Below are 26,151 nucleotides of genomic sequence, written 5' to 3' on the forward strand. Positions count from 1 at the left end.
CGATGAGCGAGAAGCAGTTTAACCTCGATACCGTCGAGCATGCGGCGGAAACCCCCGATACTGAACTCCCCTGGGCAGAGCTGGGGTTAAAGGAAAACGAGTTCGAAGACATCAAGAAGATTCTGGGTCGCCGCCCGACCGCGGCCGAGCTGGCCATGTACTCGGTCATGTGGTCCGAGCATTGCTCCTACAAATCCTCGAAAGTGCACCTGAAGCAATTCGGCGCCAAGGTTACCGATGAGATGAAAAAAGACCTGATGGTCGGCATCGGCGAGAACGCTGGCGTAACCGATATCGGCGACGGGTGGGCGGTAACCTTCAAGATCGAGTCACACAACCACCCCTCCTATGTTGAGCCTTATCAGGGTGCGGCAACCGGCGTGGGCGGTATTGTGCGTGACATTATTTCGATGGGTGCACGCCCGATCGCGGTTATGGATCCACTGCGTTTCGGCGCTATCGACCACCCGGATACCGCCCGCGTGGTCGGCGGCGTGGTCGCGGGTATTGGCGGCTACGGTAACTCTCTGGGGCTGCCCAATATTGGCGGCGAGACCGAATTTGACGCCTGCTACCAGGCAAACCCCCTTGTCAATGCCCTGGCAGTCGGTATTATGCGCCACGAAGATATTCGCCTGGCAAACGCATCCGGTGTGGGCAATCAGGTAGTGCTCTTCGGGGCACGCACCGGCGGCGACGGTATTGGCGGCGCATCCGTGCTGGCTTCAGAGTCCTTTGACGATACCAAGCCCTCCAAGCGACCCGCCGTGCAGGTAGGCGATCCCTTCGCCGAGAAGGTTCTGATCGAATGCTGCCTGGAACTCTTCAAGGGTTCCGTGGTCGAAGGCATTCAGGATCTCGGCGCTGCCGGTATCTCCTGTGCAACCAGTGAGCTCGCCTCCAATGGCGAGGGCGGCATGCATGTAGACCTTACCAAAGTACTCTTGCGAGACCCCACCTTAACCCCCGGCGAAATTCTGATGTCGGAATCGCAGGAACGCATGATGGCGGTCGTTTCGCCCGAGAACGTCGAGCGTTTTGAGGCGATTATGAAGAAATGGGGCGTGGAGTACTCCTTCTTGGGAGAGGTGACCGATACCGGTCGCCTAACCATTGAATGGGACGGCCAGGTGATCGTTGATGTAGACCCGCGTACTGTGGCGCACGATGGTCCCACCTATGAGCGCCCCTATGCGCGCCCGGCTGGTCAGGATGCACTCCAGGCAGACCATTTCACCGGCTCCACTGCCGACGATGCACGCCCGCGCGGCGAACAGCTGGGCGAGGCTATCAAGGCGTTCATGGCGTCCCCGAATATGTGCTCCAAGTCCTGGATTACCAACCAGTACGACCGCTACGTGCAGGGCAACACAGCCCTCTCTATGCCGGACGATTCGGGCGTGGTGCGTGTGGATGAGAACACCAACCTGGGGGTCGCGCTGGCGACTGACGCATCACCACGTTTTGCCTACCTTGACCCGTATGAGGGTGCGCGCGCATCCCTGGCGGAGGCATACCGTAATGTGGCAACCGTGGGTGCCCGCCCGGTCGCGGTTTCGGACTGCTTGAATTTCGGTTCCCCCGAAGATCCGGACGTCATGTGGCAGTTTGCGGAAGCCGTGCGCGGTCTTGCCGACGGCTGCATGGAGCTGGGCGTTCCGGTCACCGGTGGTAACGTCTCGCTGTACAACCAGACCGGTGGTAAAGCCATTAACCCGACCCCCGTGGTCGCGATGATGGGCGTAATGGACGACGTTACCCGGCGCACTCCCTCGGGTTGGGCTCCGGAACACGACGGTCAGGCCATCTACCTGCTGGGTACCACTCGCGACGAGCTAGACGGCTCAGAATGGGCGCGTTTCAAGGGCCATCTGGGTGGTCTACCCCCGAAGGTTGATCTGGCGGTTGAACGTCAGCTTGGCGATATGCTCGTAAATATGTCGCGTGACGGCATGATCGATGCGGCACACGACGTTGCCGCCGGTGGTCTTGCCGCAGCACTCGCGGAAGCATGCCTGCGTTTCAGCACCGGGGCGCGCATCGGGCTGGGCGAAGTTGCCGAACGCGACGGGCTCGACCTGTTCACCCTGCTGTTCTCGGAATCCTTAGGTCGCGTGGTAGTTTCCGTCCCGCGTTCTGAGGAGGTACGTTTCAAGGATATGTGCACCGCCCGACAGTTCCCGTTCGCGCGCATCGGCGTAGTGGATGCGCTCTCGAACGCGCTTGACTTCCAAAACGAAGTCTCCATCAACCTTGATGAGCTGCGTGCCGCTCACGAAGGCACTATGGCGGCACACTTTGGTGAGGTGGCGCAGGGCTAGATCCCTCTATCGGCACAACCTCCCCTATGCAAAAGCTCTTGATGTGAATAAAGCGGAGTTTCCAACGCTTTCTTCACATCAAGAGTCTTTTTCTGCCTCAAGGCACTCCCCACCTGCGCTTTCACACGATAGACTGGAGGATAGGTTACATAAACCGTTCACACCGATAACACATTCGCCCCGCCGAACCGCATCTAAAAAAATGCACAGACACAACAGAAAGATCACCATGACCGCAGCACCATCCGTGCAGGTCTTTACGCCAGACATACCTAAAGCGGGCAGAATAACGCTCGCGGCATTCGCTCTCTTTGTTATCGGTTGGCTTATCTATATCGAGTTCACGGGCGGACTAGACTTCAATGTCTACCGTTTCGGCGCCATGACCATCTTCGATAACGACGGCATGCACAAAGATCTCTACGCCCGCAATCTCCTGGAGTACGGCGACTTTAGGCTGCCCTTCACCTACCCACCCTTTGCCGCGCTCGTGTTCTTACCGTTCGCTTTTCTGCCCGCGTGGGTGGGTATCGCCATCATGTATGCGATCAGCATCGGTGTTGCATGGTGGCTGGCAACCCTTATCTATAACTACGCCACCGACCGCGGCTACAGCATCCCTTTCCAGGAAAGACTCGGCACATACGGCATCATCGCTGCTCTCACGTTCATCATTATTATGACCGGACCGTGGCGGCGCGGGCTCTCGCTGATACAAATCAACCCCATCATTCTTACGCTGGTGCTTGCCGATTTTATACGACCGGCAACCCGCATTCCCCGGGGTGCGCTTATCGGCATCGCGGGCGGTATTAAGCTCACCCCGCTTGCCTTCGGCCTTATTCTGCTCATGCGCAAAGACTGGCGCGGCATCCTTACCCTAGGCGCTTCTTTCGGCACGACCATTCTTCTTGGGTTTATCTTCCTTCCGCAGCAGGCAGTTACGTTCTGGACGAGCGCCGTTTCGGATTCCGGCCGTGTTGGAGGTATTAACTTCGCCGATAATATTTCGATTCAAGGCTGGCTGATGCACCTGGGTCTGCGCGAGCCCACTCTGAGGCCTGTATATTACGCTCTTGCGCTTGCTACGATCGGTCTCTGTGCGGTGCTTCTGCGCCAGCTTATTCGCCGTAATCTTGTGCTATCTCAGGTGGCGGTCGGCGGGTTTTTGATGGTGAGCATCTCCCCCATCAGCTGGTCGCATCATAACGTCATGTTCCCGCTGATTATCATGGCGCTTATTCTTGACGCTTTCCTCCTGTTTTTTGCGCACCTGCCTGCCTGGTTATCCGGTACCGCACGTGTTTTGACGTGGGTGGCGTTTATCGGTCTATATATTTCGCCTATGTGGCTGGGAGCTGCTATCGGTGGAGGTTTCAACAGTCTCAATCATCTTGCGCAGTATGCCTTGTTGTTTTCGACCGTGCCGATCCTGTGTCTCTATGCCGTCATGGCTCTTTGGGCAGGTTCGGCGCTCACCCCGGCCGTGCGCATAACGCAGAATCGCGATCGCGCGGTCGCGGCGGGTCCCAAACCCGAGCCTCAGGCCGCGTAGCAGCAGGTAGTGTCATGTGCAGTTGAGTTACAACGCGCATACGGCGGTAACAAAGGATGCGGTGGTTTGCCCTCTCTGGGGAACCACCGCATCCTTATATGTCTGCGTCACAGGATGAATGCCTAAGCACGTGTCTAAATCTGCCCTATAAGTGTCATATAACGGTTATTTACGTATATTTTTCAGTGATAATAAACACTCTGAGGCGCTATCTACACAAGTGTAACAATCTGTCACAAATGGTCCTGATATGGCTCAAACACGAACTTTGAACATCTATCGAGACGCTTACAGACGGCCACTCTGCTCGCCTAGCTGAGCAAAAAGCGCGGCATTAATACGGAATCCTTCCATAGCCTCGTCAATCAGGGCTTCACGCTGCTCTTCGCTCAAAGGAGCGCGATCAAGAAGCTCCCGATATTCATCCTTGAAGACCTTCGGCTTGGGAAGCTGCGGGAACGAGTACATGGTCAGCGCATCCCGCGCAATACCGTAATGGCGCGCCACCAGAGCCGCCACCGCCTGTCCACCCGAGAGGTCCCCCAGATAGCGCAAATAATGATGCGCCAAGAACCGCTCGGGAGCCTGCGCGGTCGCCTTAATACGCGCCACATATTCGATAGTTGCCGGCAGTGGGGCATCAATCTCGGTCTGTCCTAGAGCACGAATATCATGGTGAATCGCGGCGGTACGATCCAACCCTTCCAGTGTGAAAGGATCGGTCAGTGGGTTACCGGATTCACGCAGATTCCGAGAGATTTCCTCCAGTGCTTCATAGATATAGGTGTACTGGTTGATGAGGCGTAAATACGCGGAAGTATCGAGTTTTCCGCCCATCAAATCCTCCATAAAGGTAGAGTGCTCGGCATTATCATGCACGCGCTTGGTGCTAGCTTTTAGTCGAGCCGAAAACCGCTGTTCGACAGCATCGGGAGAGGTGGTTTCGGGGGTAATAATGGCGGTCACGGAACGCCTCCTGATTGAGTTGAGAGTCATGAATATTTTTGATGACACAGTGTCACCAAATCAATAAATGACATAGTGTCACTAAATTTTTGGTTTTGCAACACCGCTGCCAAAAAATTTTATTAAGGGGAACCTCATCATTAAGCAAAGTACTACAATTAAGCTACACAAGTCTTAGCTAATAGGTCTAGACTAAGACTGCTCATTACTAAAACCACGAATAAAGGACACACATGTCTATGTCGCATAACGCGAAGCGCTCATGGGCGTTTCTAGCGTCTGCCGCCGTTGGCCTCAGTGGCATCGCCGCCACTCCCGCCCTAGCGAACCAACCCGCACCGACCGCGCAGATCGTCTCTGAGCAGGCGCCAGCTGCCGCATCACAAAGCCTGCAGGATGCATCCGTAGATTGGGGCGTCAAATCCTCATTCCGCAAATACATCACCGGTCCTGTCGCCGGTGGTTCGCAGGAGCTAACCGGTGCTACCTCCAATGCGGATGGTTCTTATCACTTCACCGCCGCTGAAGGTACCGTCGAGGCAGACGGTTCGTACCACGTTAAATTCACCGGCTCCAGCGTGAAGTACACCGGGCACCACGGCGTGCTCGAAGTAACTATCAGCGACTTGGAACTTGTCATCAAAGACGGGCAGGGCAGCCTATACGCAAATATCAACGAACGCCCCTATAACGGCAACACCACCCCGAACCCGCCCGTACAGCACGATCACACGCTGATTGGTACTTTCGATGCTTCCTCCCTGAAAAACGAAGGCGGGCAGCTGACCTTGGCAGCATCTGATGCCACCAAGGTGAAACTCAGCGCAGAAGCAACCTCAGTGTTTGCCGGGTTCTACCAGGCAGGTCAAGAGCTGGATGCGCTGGCATTCTCCGCGAAGCTCGTTACCAAGCAGGCACCGGCACCGGAGAAACCTGCTGATCCGACCCCGGAGCCGACTCAGCCTGCACCAGAACCGAGTAAGCCTGCCGATCCTACTCCTGAGCCATCTCAGCCTGCACCAGAGCAGAGTAAACCTGCTGAAACACCGGCTCCGCAGCCTCCACAGAGTTCCGAGGCTCCGGCACCACAGCCCTCTCAGACTTCTGAGGCACCTGCTTCAAACCCTTCAAAGCCTAGCGAAGCACCCAGCTCTCCACCGGCACCGCAGCCCTCACAAAGCTCGGAAGCCGCTAAGCCCGCACCGGCTCAGCCTCCGGCTACCAATGCAGTGCCGAGAACCGACGTGCCGAAAGGTCAAGGGCACATTATTGAATCCGGCAACCTGACCTGGAATATTCGTGATTCCTTCCTGCACTACCTCAACACCATTGCGCGCGGTAACATCACCGTCGAGGGTCTGTCGAAGAACGCGGCGGGCGGGCTCGACTTTACCAGCGCATCCGGCTCGTACGATGAGGCAACGAAGACCGGTCAGATCAACTTCGCGGGCAAGGTGCACATTAGCGGGCATCACGGCCAGCTCAACAGCAGCTTCGAGAACACCCGCCTAGTCATCAAAGAGGGCAAGGGATACCTGGTTGTCGACGCCGAAGCGCTCAACATGCAGGGCGAAAACCGCACCTTCAAAGATCTTGTACTCGCCGAGGTCGATCTGAGCGGTGCAACCTTAGAGAATAACGTGCTCTCGGCTAAGAATGCAGCCGTTACCGTTACAGTCGAGGGGTCCGAGGCGATCTTCGCTGGGCAGTACAATGACGCCGACAAGCGCGCTATGGCTCCGCTCTCCTTCAACGCAAAGCTCGGTTCTCAGCTGGTGGAAAATAAGGTTACCGACACCACGGTTAAGGGTTCTAACACCGGCAGCGGTTCGACGAACCTAGGTAATAACGCGAATGCGGGTATTGGCGGCACGAACTTTGGCGGTTCCGTGAACAATGGCGGCGGCAGTGCCTCCCATTCCCATAACGGCTCCACCCCGGCTGCACACCCGAATGGCGGTAAGAGTGGCTCCTTCAGCAGCGTCTCGAAGAACCCCGCCCAGCCCGTCTGCACCCCGGTGACCGTGACCAAGCAGGTTCCCGTTAAGGCAGCGAACAAAGCACCGGCCGCATCCGCAGATGGTAAGGTTGCCAGCGCAGACCTCGGGTGGGGTGTACGCGATTCCTTCCGCAACTACATTCGCGGCGGCATCGCTAACGGCAGCTGGGATCTGAACGGCACCACCTATTCCAATAACGCCTTCCAGTGGGCGAAGGGCACGGGTTCCTTCAAGGATGGTAAGGGCTCAATTTCCTTCACCGGCTCGGTGCATTTCACCGGACACCACGGAATTCTGGATACCACCATCTCAAACCCGCGTCTGGAGATCAACGGTAAGACCGCTGTTCTCTACGCAACGGTGGTCGGCAACGATATGGACGGCAAATCGCAGAATTACGGTGAAGTTGCTCTGCTCAACGTTGATGTGAGCGGTTTGCAGGTCTCTGGCGATAAAATTTCCATCAGCGGTGCGGGAACCACCATTACCGCTGAGGGTGCTAAAGCGTTTGCAGGTTTCTACGAGGCGGGTAAGGATATGGCTCCGCTGAGCTTCTCGGCATCGCTTTCGGGTACACAGCCCGCGGGTAACACCACCAAGACCCAGGCCACCCAGACTGTGACCGAAACCGTATATCAGGGTCAGGGATGCGATTCCCTCAACGCACGCGGCTCTCATGGTCGTCTGGCACATACCGGTGCCAGTGGTGTAGAGGTTGGGGTTGCTAGTGGTCTGGCCTCTCTGGTCGCCGGTATTGGTGCCGTGCTGTACACGCGCCGTCGCAAGTCCTCCAGGATGTCTGAGCGCTCCGAATAAACCTAAGATCGGCCTATAAACCACCGGCATATGCGGCGGTTCTTAGACTCGGGTTTATTCCTCGGTGGAGCATCCGCACCTCATAACTCAACGGATGCGCTAGGGTGCGGGTAGTATCGACTGCCCGCACCCTCACCCTAAGCACACGCTCTCATCACGAATACATACACTCACAGTTTTAGCCGATAGGAACTCTTCATATGGCTTTTCGTCTCTCACACTCCGGCGCAACAACACGCCCCAAACACCGGCACGGCAGAACGAGCGCATCGCAGAAGGTTACCGCCGCGCTATTAGCGGCATCCATGTTTTTTATCTCCGGATGCGGCATCGGCACCCAAAATCCGGGCAGCACGAGCGCATCCTCGCATTCCGCGGTTGATGAACAGACCACCAAGTCTGAGCTTGAGAACCTCGCACAAGAGCTCAGGAGCAATGTTTCTTCCGATCCGAAATCGCTGACGGGCCCCAGCAGCGCGAAGAACACCCCCGAAGTTCAGCCGATGGTTGAGACTCCTACCCCGCAGCTTCCCGTGACCTTCAAGGATTTCAAGGGTGATGAGGTGACTGTTAAGTCGGCAAATCGCATCCTGGCTCTTGACCTGTATGGCACTCTCGCGCAAGAGGTTATCTCGCTGGGTTTGGGTGATCGTCTGGTCGGCCGTGTGACGTCTTCAACCGAGTCTTCGTTAGCGAAGCTGCCGCTCGTCACTCAGAACGGCCACGATCTGAACGCGGATGCGATACTCGCGACCAACCCCGACCTTGTGCTCTGGGATAAGAGCAATGGTCCCGAAGAAGTTGTTGAACAACTGCGCGATGCGGGCGTGACTGTGGTGGTGTTCGACCATGAGAGGCGCATGGATAAAATCATTCCCCAGCTCAAGGCTGTGGCACAGGCTTTAGGTGTGCAGGAGGCGGGCGATAAGGTTGCCGAGCGCGTGCAGAAAGACCTTGATTATGCCCTGAATACCATCAAAGAAGTTGCCCCTGAAGGCGATAAGAAACTGTCGATGGCATTCCTGTACGTGCGCGGTAATGCCGGGGTATTCTTCATTCTCGGTAAGGACTCCGGCGCGGATGATCTGATTGCCGCGCTTGAGGGCAGAGATGTGGCTTCCGAGCAGGGAGCGCGCAACATTGTTCCCGCGAATAGCGAGGCGCTGGTCAAGGTGAACCCGGATGTCATTTTGACTATGACTCACGGCGTGGAATCCACCGGCGGCTTGGATGGATTCTTGGCACGCCCGGGGGTTGCCGAAACGAACGCGGGAAAGAGCAGGCGTGTGGTTGATATGAACGACGGGCAGATTCTATCCTACGGTCCGAATACCCCCGCTGTTCTGCTTTCCCTAGCCCGCGCTATCTATGCACCCCAGCGTTAAGAGGCTCCACCTGTGAATTCGTCCAACCGCACTGATGCGGCGACTCCCGGCAGCGCGGATTATCGCAGCAAACGCCGCATTCGTATTCTCGCAACTTTTGGTTTTCTGAGTATTGCCCTGATCGTCATAACCGTGGTGTCTGCGGGGTTGGGTCAGTACAATATTCCGACCGATCATGTGGTGGCTTCGCTGGGGCGCCGCTTGGGTATGATTCCCAAGGATCCGACCGCCTATCTTGAAGACAGCACCCTGTGGAATATTCGTTTTCCGCGTGTGCTTTTGGGGCTGCTTGTGGGCGCTGCCCTGGGATGTTCGGGCGCGGTCATGCAGGCGGTTTTCGGCAACCCGCTGGCCGAGCCCGGGGTTATCGGTGTGTCTTCGGGCGCCGCGGTGGGAGCATGTATAGCGGTCGTTTTCAATCTCGAATTCTTCGATATTTACACGGTTCCAGCTTTTGCCTTTGGCGGTGCCCTCGCCGCGACAGCACTGGTTTATTTTCTCTCGCGTTCCTCAGGTCGGGCGAAAGTTCTCTCCATGATTTTGACGGGTATTGCGGTAACGGCGGTGGCAAATGCCGCAATCGCGTTCTGCCTGTACCTGGCCGATAATGTCAGCCGCGACCGCATCGTCTTCTGGCAGATGGGATCGCTCAACGGGTCTACGTGGAAGGCTCTTGCCAGCGTGTGGTTCGTGATCGTGGCGGGGTTGATCATGTGCTTGATGATTTCACGCAAACTTGACCTGTTGGCGCTGGGCGAGCGCGCGGCGCAGCATTCCGGGGTGAACGTTGAGCGTCTGCGCGGTGTTGCGATTGCTGCTACGGCGCTTTTGACGGGTGCGGCGGTGGCTCATGCGGGCATTATTGCCTTTGTGGGGCTTATTATTCCGCATCTGCTTCGGCTTATTTTGGGGCCGTCTAACCGTTTGCTGCTGCCCGCTTCGGCACTGGGCGGGGCGCTGTTAATTGCGCTTTCCGATTTGGGGGCGCGCACGCTCATCCCGGTCTCTGACCTGCCGATCGGTATTTTTACGGCGCTCGTGGGTGGCCCTACGTTCTTCTTCCTGCTGCGCCGTTCGATGGGGAAGGGAGGTCTTTAATGCTTACTGTTGATGGGGTGTCGCTGTCGGTGGGCGGGCGGAGCATCTTAGAGGATGTCTCTTTTGAGGTTCAGGCGGGCGAGGTTGTCTCGCTCATCGGTCCCAATGGTGCCGGTAAGTCCACGATTTTGGGGGTTATTGCAGGCGATACTAAGCCCGATTCCGGTTCGGTGCTGCTCAAGGATAAGCGGGTGAGTGAGTATTCATATCTTGAGCTTGCGCGTCTGCGTGCCCTGCTGATGCAGAAAACTCAGGTGGCGTTTTCGTACCTGGCACACGAGGTAGTGGCGATGGGGCGCACCCCATGGCGCGGTACCGAGCGTGCGCATGAGGACGACGCCGTGATCGAGCAGATGATGGCGCGCACGCATACAGAGATGATGGCAAATCGCGATGTGACAACCCTTTCGGGCGGCGAAAGCGGGCGCGTGCATTTGGCTCGTATTTTTGCGCAGCAGACTCCCCTAGTGCTCTTGGATGAGCCGACGGCGGCGCTGGATATTAAGCACCAGGAGCAGACCCTGCAGATGAGCCGGGAGCTTGCCGCCGAGGGTACGGCGGTGTTGGCGGTTCTGCATGATCTGGATGTGGCGGCGGCGTATTCGGATAGGATCGTGCTGCTGGATAAGGGCCGTGTGGCTGCCAACGGTACCCCCGCTCAGGTGTGTACCGAAGAGCGGCTGAGCCGTGTGTATCAGCATCCGATTGAGGTTTTGGAGCATCCGGTGACGAAGCGCCCTCTGGTTCTGCCGCGGCGCTAAAGCGGCACCGTGCTTTGAGTCGTCCTTTTTCTGGGCTGCTACCCCGAATATTTCATGCCGGTATCCGACGGATTCTCAGTATATTCCCAGTTCGGCATATAAGCCCTGTGCCATGGTTACTTGTTAGAATAAAGTAATGCCCGGCGTAGGGTTATTTCTCGTGATAAGAAGTCTGAACTCGCCCGGGTGCAGCCCAAACTATATGTATTACTCTTCCCCTACCCCACGAAGGAGAGTACCCCATCCATGAGTTCTGACCAGCACAAGACAATGCTGTCTGAAGCCTCCGGTTATGTTCCCGAATATTCTGCTCAGGCGCACAGCGGTTCCCAAGAGCTTGCTGTTCACGGGCTCAGCAGCGATGAGGTTGCTAAGCTCACCGCCGCCGGTAAGGTCAACGCTCAGAATAATAAGTCTTCCCGCACCTTGTGGAGCATTATGCGGGCACACCTATTTACGGTATTTAACCTGGTGCTTGGGCTGTGCGGTCTGGTTGTGATTCTATACCAGCGTTGGGCTGATCTGCTCTTTCTGTTCGCCGTGGTGGCGAATGTGATTATCGGTTTTGTGCAGGAGTACAAGGCTAAACTTGAGCTCGACCGTATCTCTCTGCTTGACCGTTCCCCGATCACGGCGGTGCGCGATGGCGCTATGATCGAGGTTCCTATGGAGTCCCTGGTTGAGGGCGATGTGGTAGTGCTCAAACGCGGCGACCAGGTTCCTGCGGATGCGGTGGTCCTGACCTCCGACTCGCTAGAGCTGGATGAATCCCTATTGACCGGCGAGAATGACCCTATTCCGAAACGTCCGGGCGATATGGTGCTTTCGGCATCGAGCGTGCTCGGCGGTACCGGGCGCGTACTGCTCTCGGCGGTGGGCTCCGAGTCCCGCGCAAGCAAAATTTCCGATGAGGCCCGACAGTTCTCGCGCATCCAGTCTGAGCTTCGCGATGCGCTCGACCGCGTGGTGCGGTGGATTACCTTCGGCCTTGCCATCATTATCCCGATCGTGCTGTGGGGCCAGGTGCGCGCGGCGGGCGGCCTTGAGGTTGTCAATCGTGATGGTCTCTGGGAGAACGTCGCTATCGCGGTAGTTTCGTCAGTGGCATCGATGATTCCGCAGGGTTTGGCGCTTATGACAACTTTGGCGTTCGCGGCGGCGGCTGTGGCGCTGGGACGTAAGCACAATATTTTGGTGCAGGAACAGCCCGCCGTTGAGGTGCTCGCCCGTGTGGATACGGTGTGCTTCGACAAGACGGGCACCCTGACCGAGGGCGGCGTGATTTTCGATTCGGTACGTTCGCTGACGACTCCGGCCGAAGCAAAAGCACCTGATGAAAATCAGGCGTGGCGCGCATCCCTGCCGCAGGGCTGGGACCAGGCGTTGGCGTGGTTCGGTCATGATGAAAACGCGAACCCAACCGCAGCAGCACTCACCGGCGGGTTCGAACAGGCACCCACCGAGCAGGTCAGCGGCATTGTGCCGTTCTCATCGGCGTTACGCTTTAGCGCTATCGAGTTTAAGTCTTCGGGAGCCTGGCTTCTCGGCGCTCCCGAGGCTCTGCTGAACCAGGGCACCGAGGAACGTGAGCGGGCCCGTGAACTCGCATCATTGGGTCTGCGCACGATGGTACTCGCGCATGCATCCGCCGTGGTGCGCAACGATGGCGGAGACCCGGTGCAGCACATCCCCGCCGACCACACCCCCGTGCTCTTCGTGATTTTCCGCGAAAATGTGCGTTCCGATGCCCCCGAAATCGTGGACTACTTCAATCGCCAGGGCGTAACCCTCAAGGTGTTCTCAGGCGATAACCCGTACACCGTGCAGGCAGCTGCGAAGACCGCCGGTATGGATATTTCTGCGGGCGCGATTGATGCCTCTACCCTGCCGGAAGACGGCCCCGAACTCGCCGAGGCCGCCGCAACCCACAATATTTTCGGTCGCGTTTCGCCCGAGCAGAAGAAGAACATGGTGATCTCGCTCAAAGAGCAAGGGCACGTCGTAGCAATGACCGGCGATGGCATTAACGATGCGCTCGCCCTCAAACACGCCAACCTCGGCATTGCGATGGGCAACGCGGCACCCGCGACGAAAGCCGTCTCGCGCCTAGTGCTTCTGGACGGCAAGTTCTCTTCGCTTCCCGCCGCCTTGGAACAGGGCCGCCAGGTGATTGCGAATATCGAAATGGTGGCAAACCTATTCCTAACAAAGACCGGCTTTGCGATCCTGCTGGGTGTGGTCTTCGGTCTGATGGGGCTGATCTTCCCGTTCCTGCCCCGCCAATACTCGACTGCAGATTTCCTGATTGTGGGCGCATCCTCTTTCGCGCTAGCGTTGCTGCCGAACTCACGCCGGTATGTGCCCGGATTCTTGCGCCGCGTGCTGAATTACACGATTCCGAACTCTATTATCGTGGTGGCGATGCTGGTTCTGGTAAACCTGGCGGCGCTGTTTATCTTCCGCCCGGAAGGCGATATACGACAGGTTCAAACGGCGTCGTTTATCACTCTGGTGATTATGGGGCTGTGGAATCTGGCAGCGGTAGCACGCCCACTCAATACCGCACGGATGCTTCTCTTCGGAGCGCTTCTGAGTGTCTTCTTCGCAGCCCTTCTGGTACCGCTTCTCGTCAAGTATCACCAGTTTGAGATGCCGTCGACGGAACTTCTTATGCTCTCTATCGGCGCCGGAGTACTGGGTGCCGTGCTGATTGAGGTGAACGCGCATCGTAGTCGCCGCTGGCAGAAACGCAGCTACCCCGAGCTTGAGGTGGCTTCGCTGAGCTTCTTCCCTTCCGCGACCAAATAGCTCAAGATCGCATCTTCCCCTCAGTAATCTCGTCTAAGAACCGGTGCCGTAACATCTAATGAACGGCACCGGTTCGGCGTTTAACCTCTTTCGGTTGCTCTGCCCCGCCCTAAGAAGATACCCACCGCAGACCTGAACGGCACATTTTACACTTTCTGAACTTTCAAAACCTCATCTTGCGCTCGCGCAGGTTTAAGCCTAAAGTTACATGCAGACATTGTGATTCTTAGAATCACAAACCATAGAACACAGGGTTGTTACTGGTAAGGCAGGCAAGACCTGAGTTGCTGAGTCCCTTGAGGGAATAGATTCCCTAAGGTTCATCGTTATACCCACGATGCTTTGATGCATCACGGTACGGCGGCATGCAGCTCGGGTCTTTTTTGTTTCCCTCGGAGCGTTTTGCTCTGAGGATGCCGCCGGTAACATCCCTAACACACTATTCACTGTGCAAGGATAACAACGTGAAAAACCACGAACTTGGCGAGAAGATTCTGACGGGACTTGGCGGTTCCGAGAATATCGCCCACTTTACGCACTGCGCAACGCGTTTGCGCGTAACTCCCGCCGACAGGAGCAAGGTCAATACGGACCAGATTAAGAGCATCCCCGGAGTGCTCTCGGTCATTGAGCAGTCCGGTCAGACTCAGGTCGTGCTCGGCGATCGTGTTGAGGGGGTCTACAATGAGATGCAGACCCTGCCCGGCATGGCGAACCTTGGCGAAGATAATGCTGGTTCCAAGAAGGCTTCCGGGGGCAAGAAGGCTGGCTGGCTCACCAATATCTTCGATGTGCTCTCCGATTCCTTCCGTCCCCTGCTGTGGGCGCTGTTGGGCACCTCCATGATTCTGACCCTGATCGTGTTCTTGCAGCAGTTCGGCTTCTTCGGTCAGTACACCGACCTGACCGGCCAGAGCGTGAACATCGATATTGTGAACGGGCCGCGACTTTCCGATGAAGCCGCCGGTAAGGCGCTCGAAGCCGAATGGATGAAACAGTTCGCTTTCTGGTACATCCTTAAGGCCGCCGCGCTGTCGGTACTGAACTTCATGCCCATTATGCTTGGCGCAACCGCCGCAAAGCGTTTGGGCGCAAATATGTGGGTTGGTGCGGCTATTCCGGCGGCGCTGATGACCAGCACCTTCCAGAGCCTCACTAAACTCGCCGACCCGGCTACTAAGATGCTTGACGTATCCATTATGGGTCTGCACCTGCCGCTGTACGCCTACGATTACACCGGTCAGGTATTCCCACCCCTGCTGGCAGTTGCCCTCTTGGCACCGCTGGAGCGTCTGTTGAAGAAGATCATTCCGAATATGCTGCAGATGGTCTTCGTGCCCATGATTTCCGTTATTATTCTGGTACCCGTAACCGCCTTCGTGGTGGGTCCCATCGGTATTGGCGTGGCTATGGGTATCTCCGACTTCCTGAAGAATGTTAACGATGTAGCTCCGGGAGCTGTGGGTGCGCTAATCGCAGGTCTGTACCTGTTCATGGTTCCGCTGGGTCTGCACTGGCCGCTGAACGCCGTGATGATTAACAACCTGCAGACCTTGGGTACCGACTTCATCCAGTCCCCCATGGGTGCTTACAACTTCGCCGTCTTCGGCGCGGTCACCGGTGTTGCTATTAGGGCTTCACGCAATAAGGAGCTTCGCCAGACTGCGGTGGGTGCTTCTATGTCCGGACTGCTCGGTGGTATTTCGGAGCCTTCTCTCTACGGCGTGGTTCTGCGCTACAAGCGGGTTATTCCCCTCATTCTGGTACCGGCTGTGATCGGTGGTGCCACCATCTCCCTGCTGGGGGTCAAGTCGCACGCTTTCGCTTTCACCTCACTCCTGTCGATCCCCGCGATGCAGCCTTCTGCCCTGTACGCTCTGGGCTTGGCAATTGCGTTCGGCGGCGCGATGACGGGTGTTCTGCTCTTCGGGTATGAGTCCAGGAACGCTGCAAAGACTGCCGAGGCTCCTGCAGATTCCGCACGGGATGCGGCGGCAAGCGCATCGGCGAAGAAAGATTCCGCCGATCAGGCCGGGTCAGCATCCGCAGCTGCTACAGCGCCCGCACTAGAGGCAGGTACCGTTCTTGAGGTGGCTTCTCCCTTAGAGGGTAAGGCCGTGGCGCTTTCCGAGGTTCCAGACCCGATTTTCGCCGCCGGTAAGCTCGGCGAGGGTGTTGCGGTTGAGCCGACCGGCACCACCGTGGTTGCACCCGCGGCAGGTAAAGTCGCCGCCACCTACCCCTCCGGTCACGCGGTGGGCCTCAAGCTGGATAACGGCGTGGAACTTTTGGTGCACGTCGGTTTGGATACCGTGAACCTCGATGGTGAAGGCTTTACCGTCAAGGTGAAGAAGGGCGATCAGGTTGCCGCAGGCGATACGCTGATCGAGTTCGATCCTGCGGTCATTAAGAAGGCTGGTTACCCGCTCATCACTCCGGTGATTGTGACCAATACCCGCAAGTTCGCCTCGGTTGAGGGCGTTGTGGGTAATGCAAATAATGCATCCACCGTTTTGAAGGTGACCACCAAGTAGGTTTTCCGATGCGGCAAAAGCCCCGCGTGCAGTTGAACTGCATGCGGGGCTTTTGTGTATTCTTCCATTGTTTAGTCATGGCGGCGGAGCCTCTTATGCCCCCCCCCGCTTCGTATTACGATTCTTTCTCCCACCCCACGTTAATCCACACATTGGGGTCGTAATAGGGCGCTGCGAAGAGCGCGGGGCCATAGTTAGCGAGTTTTTTGCGCACCGCAAGATAGTTGGGCCCGTTGTACAGCGGAATGTAGGTGGCAACATCCTGCTGATGCTTCTGTTCGATGGCGTTGGCGCGTTCCAGCTGCTGGTGCGTATCCTCGGTTCCCAGCATCTGCGCCGCCATGCCGCGAATTTCTTCGGTGCTCCAGCCTTCCTCGGCGGAAGCGTACAGGTAGTTAACCGCCTCCACGGGGGTTGGGGTGATGCTGTACCCGGTGAAAACCGCATCGTAGTCGCCAGCGGCGAGCGCAGTGCTGTATTCGTTGGCTGGGCGGGTTTCAACCTTGGCGTCAATCCCCATGCGCTTGAGTTGTTCCATCATGAAGTTGCTCATGGAAGCTACCGTTGGCTCGGTCGTGAAGTTGGTGATGGTCAGGGCTGCTTTTTCTTCGCCTTTGGTGTAGATACCTGCGCGGGTGTATCCGGCTTTTTCGAGGATTTTGACGGCGTTTTCGATGCTTGATCTGCTGGGATAGTTGTTGCGGTACCCGTTTTGGAGCGGTAGGAAGCAGAGCGAGCCGGGCAGGGTTTCTTTCCAGCCAAGCTGTCCGAAACGTATGTGCTGAATCTGTTTGCGGTCGATTCCGGCGACCACGGCCTGGCGTATGGGCAGCGGAACTTTGCGGGGGTTGAGCTGTAAAACGCCCGCGTAGAGCGCCATTCCGCGGCGAATTTCGATGTCTGCAACACTCGTGATGTCGTTGTAGGCGCTCACGGTGCTCACGTTAACAACATCAATTTCTCCGGTTTTGAAGGATGCGCGTTCCTCGGCGCTGTCTTCTATTTCGTACCAGGTGATGCTATCGAGAAGGGGCTGTGTGCCCCACCATGCTGGATTTCGCTCGACTCTCAGGTATCTTTCGGCGGTATTCCACTCTTGAACTTTGTAGGGTCCCGCCCAGTATTTATCAAGGGGTTTATCAAAGCCGTTGTTGAAGAGCTCCGGGTCTTTCAGCGCCGGGTGCAGGAAGATGCAGAGGCTTCCATCGGCTGGGTACCACGGGGTTTTCATGGTAATGCTGATGGTGTGTTTGTCACCTGCTTCTTCGATGGAGGCTATTTGTTTCCAGGCTCCCCCGTCGTGTATTCGGTAGTCATTGCCGCCGCCGTCTTTGCCGCGCAGGATTTCCCAGGTGGTGCGCAGTGCCTCAATGTCGATAGGTGTTCCATCGTTGAACGTGGCTTTTGGGTTGAGCTTGATGCTGATGGTTTGTGTACCGTGCGCGGTTTCGGCTTTGAACTCGGTAACGTAGTCGGGATTGGTGGTGAGGTTCCCGGAGTAGTCGCTTATCCATCCTCCGGTGGCGGCCGCCGAGTTCACGGCCGCGTGAATAGTGAGCATTGAGATGCCGTACCCGGATTCGGAGGTGATGTTAAAGTTTGGTCCGATAGCGGGATATGACAGGTTGAGGTTGCCGCCTTCGCGCAACTCGGCTCTATCGCGCGGATTGGTTGCTGTTGCTTCTTGAGAGTCTGTTCCCCAGCCCGAGCCGGGCAGTTCTGAAGCGTTGGTTCCGGATTGGCAGGCGGTGAGCACGCCGATTCCTGAGAGCGCAAGAGTACCAGTGAGCAGGGTTCTGCGAGAGACAGATACGTTCTTCATCGAAGCTCCTGAGGTTCCGGGGAGAATCTGTGCCGGGTGAGCTAGTTCACCGTGGATGGGTAAAACATACCGGATGCACAACAGTGAAACATCCCTGCTTAATTATATCCCGGCTATCCTGCCTTTTGAGCTTATTTCATGCGGTTTCATATGAGGAAAACACATTTATAAGCTCAACATATCAGGAGACATGTAGGAGTTCGAACAAAAAAATAACACTCTGGAAGTCACCAATTAGATGTTTGGTTAACGTAGCAATTCACTCAGAAGGATCCGCACACCATAAATGGTGTGCGGATCCTTCTGAATTCATATATTTAAAAACTCATAGGCGGACCTTGGGGCCTTCCTGGACCTCCTGGGCCTCCTCCAAGATATGAAGAACCTGCACCAAAAGCCCCCAGGTTACCCGCAGGTCCCTTCCAAGCAGGAGGATGAAATATTGACTGGATAAAAGAATCAATTTCACTCTCATCATTCACAGCGTGACCTGCCGGAGCGGTAAAGGCGATAGAAGTAACCGCCAGCACAGTCGAAATACCTAACGTAGTCAACTTTTTCTTCACGGAGTCCCTCCTTAGTACTAAACAGAATATGATACTAAGACTCAGTATCTAGCTTTCAGGATCTACAGCATTTAGCATATGCCATAGATACACAGTCTACATATTGATGCAAATAAATATCAAGTACTAAATGAATCTTTCATACACTTAAAATGTAAAGTTTCTGAATCTAGTCCTTCATATTTTACATGATGCACGTCACCATATAGAGTGTAAAGATACGCAGGATCTAAGTTCACGCAGTCACAATGTCAGGAGCCGTTCTTATCTTCAAAAACCGCAAATCATGCAACGGAACCAACGTTGAGGCGACTCTTGCCGAGATCTCTCACCGGGAGGATCGAGGGAGTACACGCCCTCGCACCACGACGGTCGAAACGCCTCATACCAATGAGCAGCGCCCCGATCCCCAGCCGCGACCTGCACACTCGGCAAGTTCAGAAGACGCCACTTCATCGGTAAGCACTTCTTCCCTGAAACGTTATATCTTTGTCTTCACCTGGACGATCATCCTGTACTTCTACGTCTTCTGGCAGTATCTTTTTGGAGACCTTGAGGGCCACCGCCCGTTTCTCTTACTTCCCGCCGGTATCTATGCGGATTTAGATTCAAAAACCGCTCACGGTATTCCCGAGCACTGGATGACTATCGCATATTTCGGGCTAGGCGCGGTTCTGATATCTATCGCCTATCGCACGTTGAATCTTAAGTCCGTCGGTTTCGGACTGCGGAAGCCCAGTAATTTTCGAGGATGCCTAGCCCTCATATTTGCAACCTTTGCATGCTTTGGGGCTATTGCGCCGGGAATTCTTATGGATCGCTATGCCCTGCCTCCCCACCTCACCGCCAATGTGTATGAGGGGTGGCTGAGTGTGCAGCATTCAGCAGACGGCGCACTGCCCCTCTACATATGGTGCACACTCACCCTGACAGGGTTATTCCTAACCGTGTACCTTGAAAACGTGCTTATCAAGCTACGGCTGCCTCTATGGGCGATTCTGACTATCACTTGCGTGGCGGGTGCCCTCCCCTGGCTGCGTTACGATTCTTTTAGCCGTTTTTTCGGGATATTCTGGACTATTGCCATTGCCTTTATCTACTTGGCGACTCGCACAGGATGGGGGCTTATTGTGGGCAACACCATCTATGTGGCGTTTCTGGTGGGCATGACCTACGCCCACACTATTCACGATGATGCCCTGCTCTTCGCCTTCGCAACACCCTTCACTCTTTTAATCTTCGCCACGCTAATCTTGCCGGTGGCTGTCGGCGGCGGAGGTATATACCGCCTTCACTGGTTGGAATTACATAGGACCAGCACAGACCCTCAAGGGCTTCATCTCAGCGACTACTAGTATCTTTCAGAAAACAGCCCAGCAAAAGCAAATGCCCCCAACCGCATATCGGTCAGGGGCACTTCGGCTCAACAATGCTGCAAGATTGACTACTCCTGCCAGCCTACATTGACCCATAGATTAGCATCTGTATAACTTGTCTGGAACAAGCGAGGACCGTAGTTTGCCAGCTTACTCTTCACAGCCGAGTAGCTCGGACCATTAGCGAAGGGCAAGTAAATAGCAACCTTTTCCATGTGGAGCTTCTCTACCTGATTGGCAAGCTTAATCTGCTCATCTTTAGATTCAGTTGCCGAAATCTTAGCAATCAGCTTATCGATTTCGTCGTCACCCACACCGTTGTTAATATCCTTGGTGTAGAAGTACTGGGGGCTATCTGCCATAATCGCGCCTACAGCCCAACCGGAAAGCGTACAATCGTAACTCTTCGTACCCACGACAGAGTTAAAATTCGACTCTGGCTGATTATCGTTGGTTACTTTAATACCAGCTTGTTTAAGCTGTTGCTCTATTCGCTGGAATTTTGCTTGGGTGACGGTATCACTGCCGAAAGTAGTAATCGAGAATCCTGCAGTCTTACCGTCCTTCTGGTAAAAGTCACCGCTCTTGGTGTATCCTGCTTCTTCCAGAATCTTCTTGGCAGCATCTGCTCCCGAATCCTTCGGAACGTTATCCTCATATCCCTTCTGGAAAGGCATAGCGAGCATAGACCCGGGCATTGGTTCTTCCCAACCAACCTGCTTAAAGGTAACATCTGCTAGTTGAGAACGATCAACCGCCGCAAAAGCAGCACGGCGAACCGCCAGATCTGTAACGCGAGTAGCATTAAACTGCAAGTTCTGCACACCAGTATTCTGACCTGAACGAATTTCAGTACCGTTCTGCCCCTTAACAGCGCTATAGGTTGCAGCATCGGTAAATCCTGCGGCATCCAGTTCACCGTTCTTAAACGCAGCCCGAAGAGAATCGATACCCATCTGACGCCAGATAATCTTCTCCAGCAACGGCTTCTTCTCGCCCCACCATTTATCATTTGGAGCCAAAGTAATAACCTTCTCAGAAGAGTTCCAGTTACTTACCTTAAAAGGACCAGCCCAGTATTGATCCATAGGCTTATCGACAAAACCATCGTTGAACAGCTTCTTATCAACAAGAGCAGGATGTGTAGCAAACGTACCCAGGTCATCCGATAGATAGTATGGAGTTGAGAGAGTAATCTTCACATGGAACTTGTCACCATCGACAGCTTCAATACTTTCCATCTGCTCCCATGAAGGGTTGGGGATGATGTTGTAGCCTGAGTCTCCGCCACCCTTATAGATCTCCCAGTATGCTTTGACTGCTTCAACGTCAATAGGAGTACCGTCATTAAAGACAGCCTTGGGGTTAATCTTGAATTCTACGGTCTGAACCCCATCTTTAGTCTCCATCTTGTGTTCCAAACAGAAATCTTTGTTGATAGAGCGTTCGCCTGCAGGGTCCGTATTATAAAAACCAACAACGGCTGGTATGTTACAAGGGCCTCCAAAAGCTGCTAGGTTCTCTGTGGTATAGCCGCTCTGAGTCATGGTGTTGAAGTCCGGGCCCAAAGCACTTACGGAAAGTTTCAGTTCGCCACCCTTCTTCAGTGAAGAGTAGTCTTGCTTGTTAATCTGCAGATTCTTGACAACTTCTTCCGCGCTAGAAGCTGCTTTGCCGCTTAGCTTGTCATCTTTTGAACCGCCACACGCAGCCAGTAAGCCAACACTTCCCAGGGCGACAGTGCCCGTCAGCAGGGTGCGGCGGTTGAAGGTTCTCTGAACGTTCATGAGGATTCTCCTTTACTGCCTCGAGTCTATACGATGTGACACATCACCTATGATTCAAGGCACATACAACAATGTTGCTTTTATAGTACAGAACCCCCTACCCCACCGCAAATAGTTTTCGCGCCTTACCAATCTACGGAATTTCTACCGTGTAAACCCGTAGATTCTCCCGTCATATATTCGCTTTTTTTAGAATAAAACTAATTTTTATCCGCAACTGCGATAAGGCGTGAGCAGATAATATTTTGTCGAGCAGATAGCGGATTGCTATCTGCTCGACAAAATATTATCTGCTCGCCGGGTTAGGGTGAGTGCAAATGTGCATAACACCCACCCCATCCGTCAGAAAACGAGCAAAACTACTTCACCCAACCAACCTTAGTCCAGTCGATGGTCTTGAACAGGAACGCACCATAGTTAGCGAGACCCTTCTTCGTGAAGACGTAGTGAGGACCGTTAGCGGCGCATCCTAAAAAGGCAAGTTCGGCGGTATGCTTCTTCTCGATCTCGTCGCATTTAAGGTTCCGCTCTTTATCGTCCTCAATCAGAAGCATTTCCTCGATCATGGCGTCAATCTCAGGGCTGCCGATACCGTCACTATTGGACGAGTGGAAGAACTGTTGGGTGGCGACCGTAGCATCGGGGTTATTCGCCTCGTATCCCGCGAACGTGATGTCGTACTCCCAGTTGCCCAGGACCCGACCGAAATCACCTTCGGGATGCTGATCGACCTCAATATTGAGCCCGGCTTCTTTCATATTCCGCGTAAAGGTCTGAGCCATACCCTTATCAACAGGATCGTCGCCAAAGATCACGATCTTGTAGTGAATCTGCTGCCCATCTTTCGCGTAGAAATCGCCGTCTTTGGTGTATCCGGCATCCTCAAGCACCTTCTTGATGGCGTCTTTGGGGCTGCCCTCTACCTTGGGGAACGCGTCCTGATAGTACTCCGAGAAAGGCATGTGGAGCATTGATCCGGGTATCTCTTCTTCATAGGGCAAGCCCTGGTACCGAATCTTGGCGAGGGCTTCCCGATCAAGCCCATAGAAAATAGCCTTCCGCACGGCGGCATCCTTGACCCGCCGGGGGTTCACATCGATACCGGAAACATGCAGGCGCACTCCCTTGTGGAGTTCCGTGCCTGCCACCGCCTTAAACTCGGAGTAGGCAGAGGCGGTCCCTGCAGCCGCAGCATCGATTTCGTCATTCTTGAAGGCCGCTTTCTTCGCTGGTTCATCCATCTGCCGGAAAATAATCTTCTCCAGCACGGGCTTATCACCCCACCATTTATCGTTCGGCACCACCGTAATGGTCTTCTCGGAAGAGTTAAAACCACCGTCTTTGATCGTGAAGGGCCCACAGCCCCACTCGGGATGCAGATTATCCACAAAGCCCTCATTGAAGACCTTAGGATCTTCCAGTGCCGGATGCAGAATAAAGGTGAATAGGGCGTTCAAGGGGTAGAAGGGCTTCGAGAATGTCACCTTCACGTGAAAGTTATCTTCTTCGGCTTCCACGCTTTCAACATATCCATAAATATCCGAAGATACAATGTTGTATTCCCCGTCAGCCTTTTGCTGAGTTTTCCAGGTGGTCTGCAGGGCTTTCACATCAATAGGCGTTCCGTCGTTGAACTTGGCCTGGGGATTCAGCACGATTTTGACGATAACCTTCTCACCCTCTTTGCCGGGGGTGAAAGACTGGGCATATTCTTTCCTGAGGGTCTTAGTACCGTCAAAGTCTAGGGTCCACAAGCCTGCATCATGAATAGTACTCATGATGGTCTGGGTATCGGTCATATTGCCCGACGTAGTCCGGGGGTTGAAATCTGGCCCCATTGACCCGACCGGCAGCCGCAGGGTTCCGCCCTGTTTCAGCTCAGAAACCTCGTGAGCATTGATGTCGTAGAGGTCTTTAAGGTTTGCACCCTGCCCGGGAGCGGTAGTTTTTCCGTCCTTCGCACCGCCGCCACATGCGGAAAGCACACCGACGGTTCCAGCTGCCGCAGCTACGCCCAGCAGAGACCGGCGAGTCAGTGCATGAGGAATGAACGCTGCTGGGGTTTTGCTGATGCTCATGATGTGTTTCCTTACGTGTATGCGCCCTGCGATGGGCTTGGTGTTTCAGAGGCTTTGAGATAACTTATGCAGTTCTATGCATAAATTATCTATACCCAGAACCATACACCGAACTTCATGTGAAAGTTAAGAAAAACAGCAATAATGTGTTGTAGATTACATATTTTTATGCATATTTACGTAGAATTTGAGTATGTATTTCCGTATCTTTCAGGAAATAATGAGCATAACTTACGATAATATAGAATATTTACTGAATATCATGTGTGGCTATGAGGGCACAGACAAGGCGCATCCCCACTCCCCCGCGAGGGAAGGTAGGATGCGCCTTATGTATATTTGTGAAACGTTCCCCTAATTTCTAAGGGCTATAGCTCAACCGACTAGTTTGTGAATCCAATACGCGACCACGCCGAAGGGTTGTACTGCGGATCGTCGAAGAGAAACGCACCGTAGTTCGCCAGGTTCTTCTGGCAGCATACGATCTGCGGACCGTTGTAGAAGACGCTGCTCGTAGCAAATTCCTCCATATGCTTCTTCTCGATCTCGTTGCACTTGAGGTTACGTTCTTTAGCATCCTCAATGGAGAAGAGCTCCTCAATCATGGCGTCAATCTCTTCGGAACCAGCCCCATCGTTGTCTTCGCGGGAGTAGAACTGCTTGGTGCCCTCAGTGCCATCGTCGCTGTTTACGCTGTACCCAATGAAGCTCAGTTCGTGCTCCTTGGCAGACATCACCTTGCCCAAGTTACTAACAGGCTGCTGATCAACATCACTCTCAATGCCCAGATCACGAAGCTGCTGAGAGAGGAAACGCGCCAGAGATTTTATGGTGTTATCCTCGCTAAAGTTGTTCACCACTACTTTCGCGCGTTTGCCATCCTTTTCATAAAAATCGCCGTTTTTAGCATATCCGGCCTCTTCCAGAATCTTAGCAGCCGCAGCCTTCCGATCGGCTGCCTGCGGCATACTATCGGCATAGTACTCTGAGAACGGCATATGGATCCTCGATCCGGGCAGAGCCTCGTTGAACGGCAAACCCTTAAAGCGAGTATCGGAAAGCGCCTTACGATCCAAGCCCACCATAATGGCGCGGCGAAGCGGAGTATCGACTTTGACGGGGTTCATCACCACACCGCCTGCAAAGAGGCGCTGGCCCTGGCGGAACTCGGCATTCTTAACATTTTCGAGTTCCTTGTATACGCTCACGACGTTAGCGTTTACGGCATCAAGCTCGCCATTGGCAAAGGCAGAACGCTGCGCGGGGGTATCGAGCAGGCGGAACGTGATGGATTCGAGAACCGGTTTTTCGCCCCACCATTTGTCATTTCGTGTGACGGTCAGCGTTTTCTCGGTTGAGTTCCAGCCGCCTTCGGCAACCTTAAACGGCCCTGCCGCATAATCGGAATTCGGCTTATCCACTAGACCATTGGCAAAGAAATCGGTATCCGTCATTTTCGGATGCACCACATAGCTGAAGAGGCTGGCAATCGGGTATGAAGGCTTCGACATCGTGACCTTCACGCGGGTTGCGCTGCCGTCTTCTTCGATTGACTCAATATTTGGGTACAAACCAGTGCTCTGAATCTGATAAGTCTTGTTGTCTGAAAGAACTTTATGAGTCGCTCTTAGCGCTTCAATATCGAGCGGGGTACCATCGTTGAATTTTGCCTTTTCATTCAACGTGATATGCAAAACCTGTTTGCCGTTCTCCATTGCGGAGGTGAACTCGGTGCAGAAGTCGGGGTTGGGTGAAGTTTTGCCTTCGTAATCTTGCTGCCACAGACCACTCGTGAGCAAAGAATTATACGAAGAGATAGCACGAGCATTATCGCCAACGGCGCCCTGAGTATGCAGAGGATTGAAATTTGGTCCCAAACTGGTAACCGCCAGACGCAGCTTTCCGCCGGATTTGAGGGCAGAAATATCCTGCTTATTAATTTTTACGAGGTCTGCGATATTCGCACCTGCCGTTGCTGCAGCCTGAGTAGAGCCGGAACCACCGTTCTTGCCGGAACAAGCCGCAAGCATACCAGCGGTGCCCAGTGCAGCACCACCTGCGAACAGGGTGCGGCGGTTCAGAGTGGAGTGAGCTTTCACGAGCGTATTCTTTCTATCACCGACAAACGCACAGTCTAGCGCTACCGCCCGTGGTAGCGGCGTTTGATACATCTTAATTGTATTCATAGAATTGCAGAGCGAGAATTTATTTCCTGCAATCTCAAATACTGGTAATTCATATCACTATTTCGCTTTATCGCATAATATAAATTTTTATC

At 54.6% G+C, this 26,151-nt stretch carries 15 protein-coding genes; 9 read left to right on the forward strand and 6 right to left on the reverse strand.

Going from position 1 to position 26,151, the window contains the following annotated elements; genetic code table 11:
• Positions 1-2 precede the first annotated feature (2 nt).
• On the forward strand, positions 3-2,321 hold the full coding sequence (gene purL / locus HMPREF2958_RS01325; protein WP_070695915.1) for a phosphoribosylformylglycinamidine synthase subunit PurL: 2,319 nt from the start codon (positions 3-5) through the stop codon (positions 2,319-2,321).
• A gap of 229 nt (positions 2,322-2,550) precedes the next feature.
• Positions 2,551-3,876 carry a glycosyltransferase 87 family protein gene (locus HMPREF2958_RS01330; RefSeq protein WP_246827976.1) on the forward strand — a complete coding sequence of 442 codons (1,326 nt, stop codon included), beginning with the start codon at positions 2,551-2,553 and terminating at the stop codon, positions 3,874-3,876.
• A gap of 288 nt (positions 3,877-4,164) precedes the next feature.
• On the opposite strand, the gene HMPREF2958_RS01335 is transcribed toward HMPREF2958_RS01330, so the two are convergent.
• The gene (locus tag HMPREF2958_RS01335; RefSeq protein ID WP_070695917.1) at positions 4,165-4,872 is read right to left on the reverse strand and encodes a biliverdin-producing heme oxygenase; all 708 of its coding nucleotides are present in this window, start codon (positions 4,870-4,872) and stop codon (positions 4,165-4,167) included.
• 203 nt (positions 4,873-5,075) lie between these two features.
• Between HMPREF2958_RS01335 and HMPREF2958_RS01340 the strand changes: the two genes are divergently transcribed.
• The 6 genes from HMPREF2958_RS01340 (at position 5,076) to HMPREF2958_RS01365 (ending at position 16,244) form a co-directional block, all read left to right on the forward strand.
• Positions 5,076-7,658, forward strand: coding sequence for an HtaA domain-containing protein (locus HMPREF2958_RS01340; protein WP_070695918.1), 2,583 nt, complete (start codon positions 5,076-5,078; stop codon positions 7,656-7,658).
• Between the two features lie 200 nt (positions 7,659-7,858).
• A complete protein-coding gene (locus HMPREF2958_RS01345) occupies positions 7,859-9,043 on the forward strand; it encodes a heme/hemin ABC transporter substrate-binding protein (protein WP_083313670.1) in 1,185 nt (394 codons plus the stop codon).
• 12 nt (positions 9,044-9,055) lie between these two features.
• Complete coding sequence (locus HMPREF2958_RS01350; protein ID WP_070695919.1) at positions 9,056-10,141, forward strand: FecCD family ABC transporter permease; 1,086 nt, start codon at positions 9,056-9,058, stop codon at positions 10,139-10,141.
• On the forward strand, positions 10,141-10,902 hold the full coding sequence (locus HMPREF2958_RS01355; protein ID WP_070695920.1) for a heme ABC transporter ATP-binding protein: 762 nt from the start codon (positions 10,141-10,143) through the stop codon (positions 10,900-10,902). The genes HMPREF2958_RS01350 and HMPREF2958_RS01355 overlap by 1 nt, the downstream gene beginning before the upstream one ends.
• Positions 10,903-11,148: 246 nt before the next feature.
• A complete protein-coding gene (locus HMPREF2958_RS01360) occupies positions 11,149-13,710 on the forward strand; it encodes an HAD-IC family P-type ATPase (RefSeq protein WP_210400870.1) in 2,562 nt (853 codons plus the stop codon).
• A gap of 464 nt (positions 13,711-14,174) precedes the next feature.
• Complete coding sequence (locus HMPREF2958_RS01365; RefSeq protein ID WP_070695921.1) at positions 14,175-16,244, forward strand: glucose PTS transporter subunit IIA; 2,070 nt, start codon at positions 14,175-14,177, stop codon at positions 16,242-16,244.
• A 115-nt stretch (positions 16,245-16,359) separates the two neighbouring features.
• On the opposite strand, the gene HMPREF2958_RS01370 is transcribed toward HMPREF2958_RS01365, so the two are convergent.
• Together HMPREF2958_RS01370 and HMPREF2958_RS10840 are read right to left on the reverse strand one after the other, a co-directional pair.
• Positions 16,360-18,066 (reverse strand): ABC transporter family substrate-binding protein, encoded by a 1,707-nt coding sequence (locus HMPREF2958_RS01370; protein WP_070695922.1) that lies wholly within the window; start codon positions 18,064-18,066, stop codon positions 16,360-16,362.
• Between the two features lie 317 nt (positions 18,067-18,383).
• Positions 18,384-18,632, reverse strand: coding sequence for a hypothetical protein (locus tag HMPREF2958_RS10840; RefSeq protein ID WP_141744379.1), 249 nt, complete (start codon positions 18,630-18,632; stop codon positions 18,384-18,386).
• 248 nt (positions 18,633-18,880) lie between these two features.
• Here HMPREF2958_RS10840 and HMPREF2958_RS01375 point away from each other — a divergent pair, with 248 nt between their 5' ends.
• Entirely contained in the window at positions 18,881-19,987 is a 1,107-nt protein-coding gene (locus HMPREF2958_RS01375; protein ID WP_070554710.1) for a hypothetical protein, read from the forward strand.
• An 89-nt stretch (positions 19,988-20,076) separates the two neighbouring features.
• Here the strand turns inward: HMPREF2958_RS01375 and HMPREF2958_RS01380 are convergent, their stop codons facing one another.
• From HMPREF2958_RS01380 to HMPREF2958_RS01390, 3 genes are all read right to left on the reverse strand, one after another.
• Positions 20,077-21,795, reverse strand: coding sequence for an ABC transporter family substrate-binding protein (locus tag HMPREF2958_RS01380; RefSeq protein ID WP_048753393.1), 1,719 nt, complete (start codon positions 21,793-21,795; stop codon positions 20,077-20,079).
• 359 nt (positions 21,796-22,154) lie between these two features.
• Complete coding sequence (locus HMPREF2958_RS01385) at positions 22,155-23,873, reverse strand: ABC transporter family substrate-binding protein (RefSeq protein WP_070695923.1); 1,719 nt, start codon at positions 23,871-23,873, stop codon at positions 22,155-22,157.
• Positions 23,874-24,256: 383 nt separating this feature from the next.
• Positions 24,257-25,972, reverse strand: a complete 1,716-nt coding sequence (locus HMPREF2958_RS01390; RefSeq protein ID WP_070695924.1) for an ABC transporter family substrate-binding protein — start codon at positions 25,970-25,972, stop codon at positions 24,257-24,259.
• Positions 25,973-26,151 lie beyond the last annotated feature (179 nt).

The organism is Rothia sp. HMSC036D11, from assembly GCF_001814205.1.
Lineage (GTDB): Bacteria > Actinomycetota > Actinomycetes > Actinomycetales > Micrococcaceae > Rothia > Rothia dentocariosa.

Bases quoted from the DNA above. Each gene is read 5' to 3' on its own strand.
- HMPREF2958_RS01380 (WP_048753393.1), bottom strand. From the start codon at position 21,795: ATGAACGTTCAGAGAACCTTCAACCGCCGCACCCTGCTGACGGGCACT.
- HMPREF2958_RS01385 (WP_070695923.1), bottom strand. From the start codon at position 23,873: ATGAGCATCAGCAAAACCCCAGCAGCGTTCATTCCTCATGCACTGACT.
- HMPREF2958_RS01330 (WP_246827976.1), top strand. From the start codon at position 2,551: ATGACCGCAGCACCATCCGTGCAGGTCTTTACGCCAGACATACCTAAA.
- HMPREF2958_RS01340 (WP_070695918.1), top strand. From the start codon at position 5,076: ATGTCTATGTCGCATAACGCGAAGCGCTCATGGGCGTTTCTAGCGTCT.
- HMPREF2958_RS01345 (WP_083313670.1), top strand. From the start codon at position 7,859: ATGGCTTTTCGTCTCTCACACTCCGGCGCAACAACACGCCCCAAACAC.
- HMPREF2958_RS01375 (WP_070554710.1), top strand. From the start codon at position 18,881: ATGTCAGGAGCCGTTCTTATCTTCAAAAACCGCAAATCATGCAACGGA.
- HMPREF2958_RS01355 (WP_070695920.1), top strand. From the start codon at position 10,141: ATGCTTACTGTTGATGGGGTGTCGCTGTCGGTGGGCGGGCGGAGCATC.
- HMPREF2958_RS01360 (WP_210400870.1), top strand. From the start codon at position 11,149: ATGAGTTCTGACCAGCACAAGACAATGCTGTCTGAAGCCTCCGGTTAT.
- purL (WP_070695915.1), top strand. From the start codon at position 3: ATGAGCGAGAAGCAGTTTAACCTCGATACCGTCGAGCATGCGGCGGAA.
- HMPREF2958_RS01335 (WP_070695917.1), bottom strand. From the start codon at position 4,872: ATGACTCTCAACTCAATCAGGAGGCGTTCCGTGACCGCCATTATTACC.
- HMPREF2958_RS01370 (WP_070695922.1), bottom strand. From the start codon at position 18,066: ATGAAGAACGTATCTGTCTCTCGCAGAACCCTGCTCACTGGTACTCTT.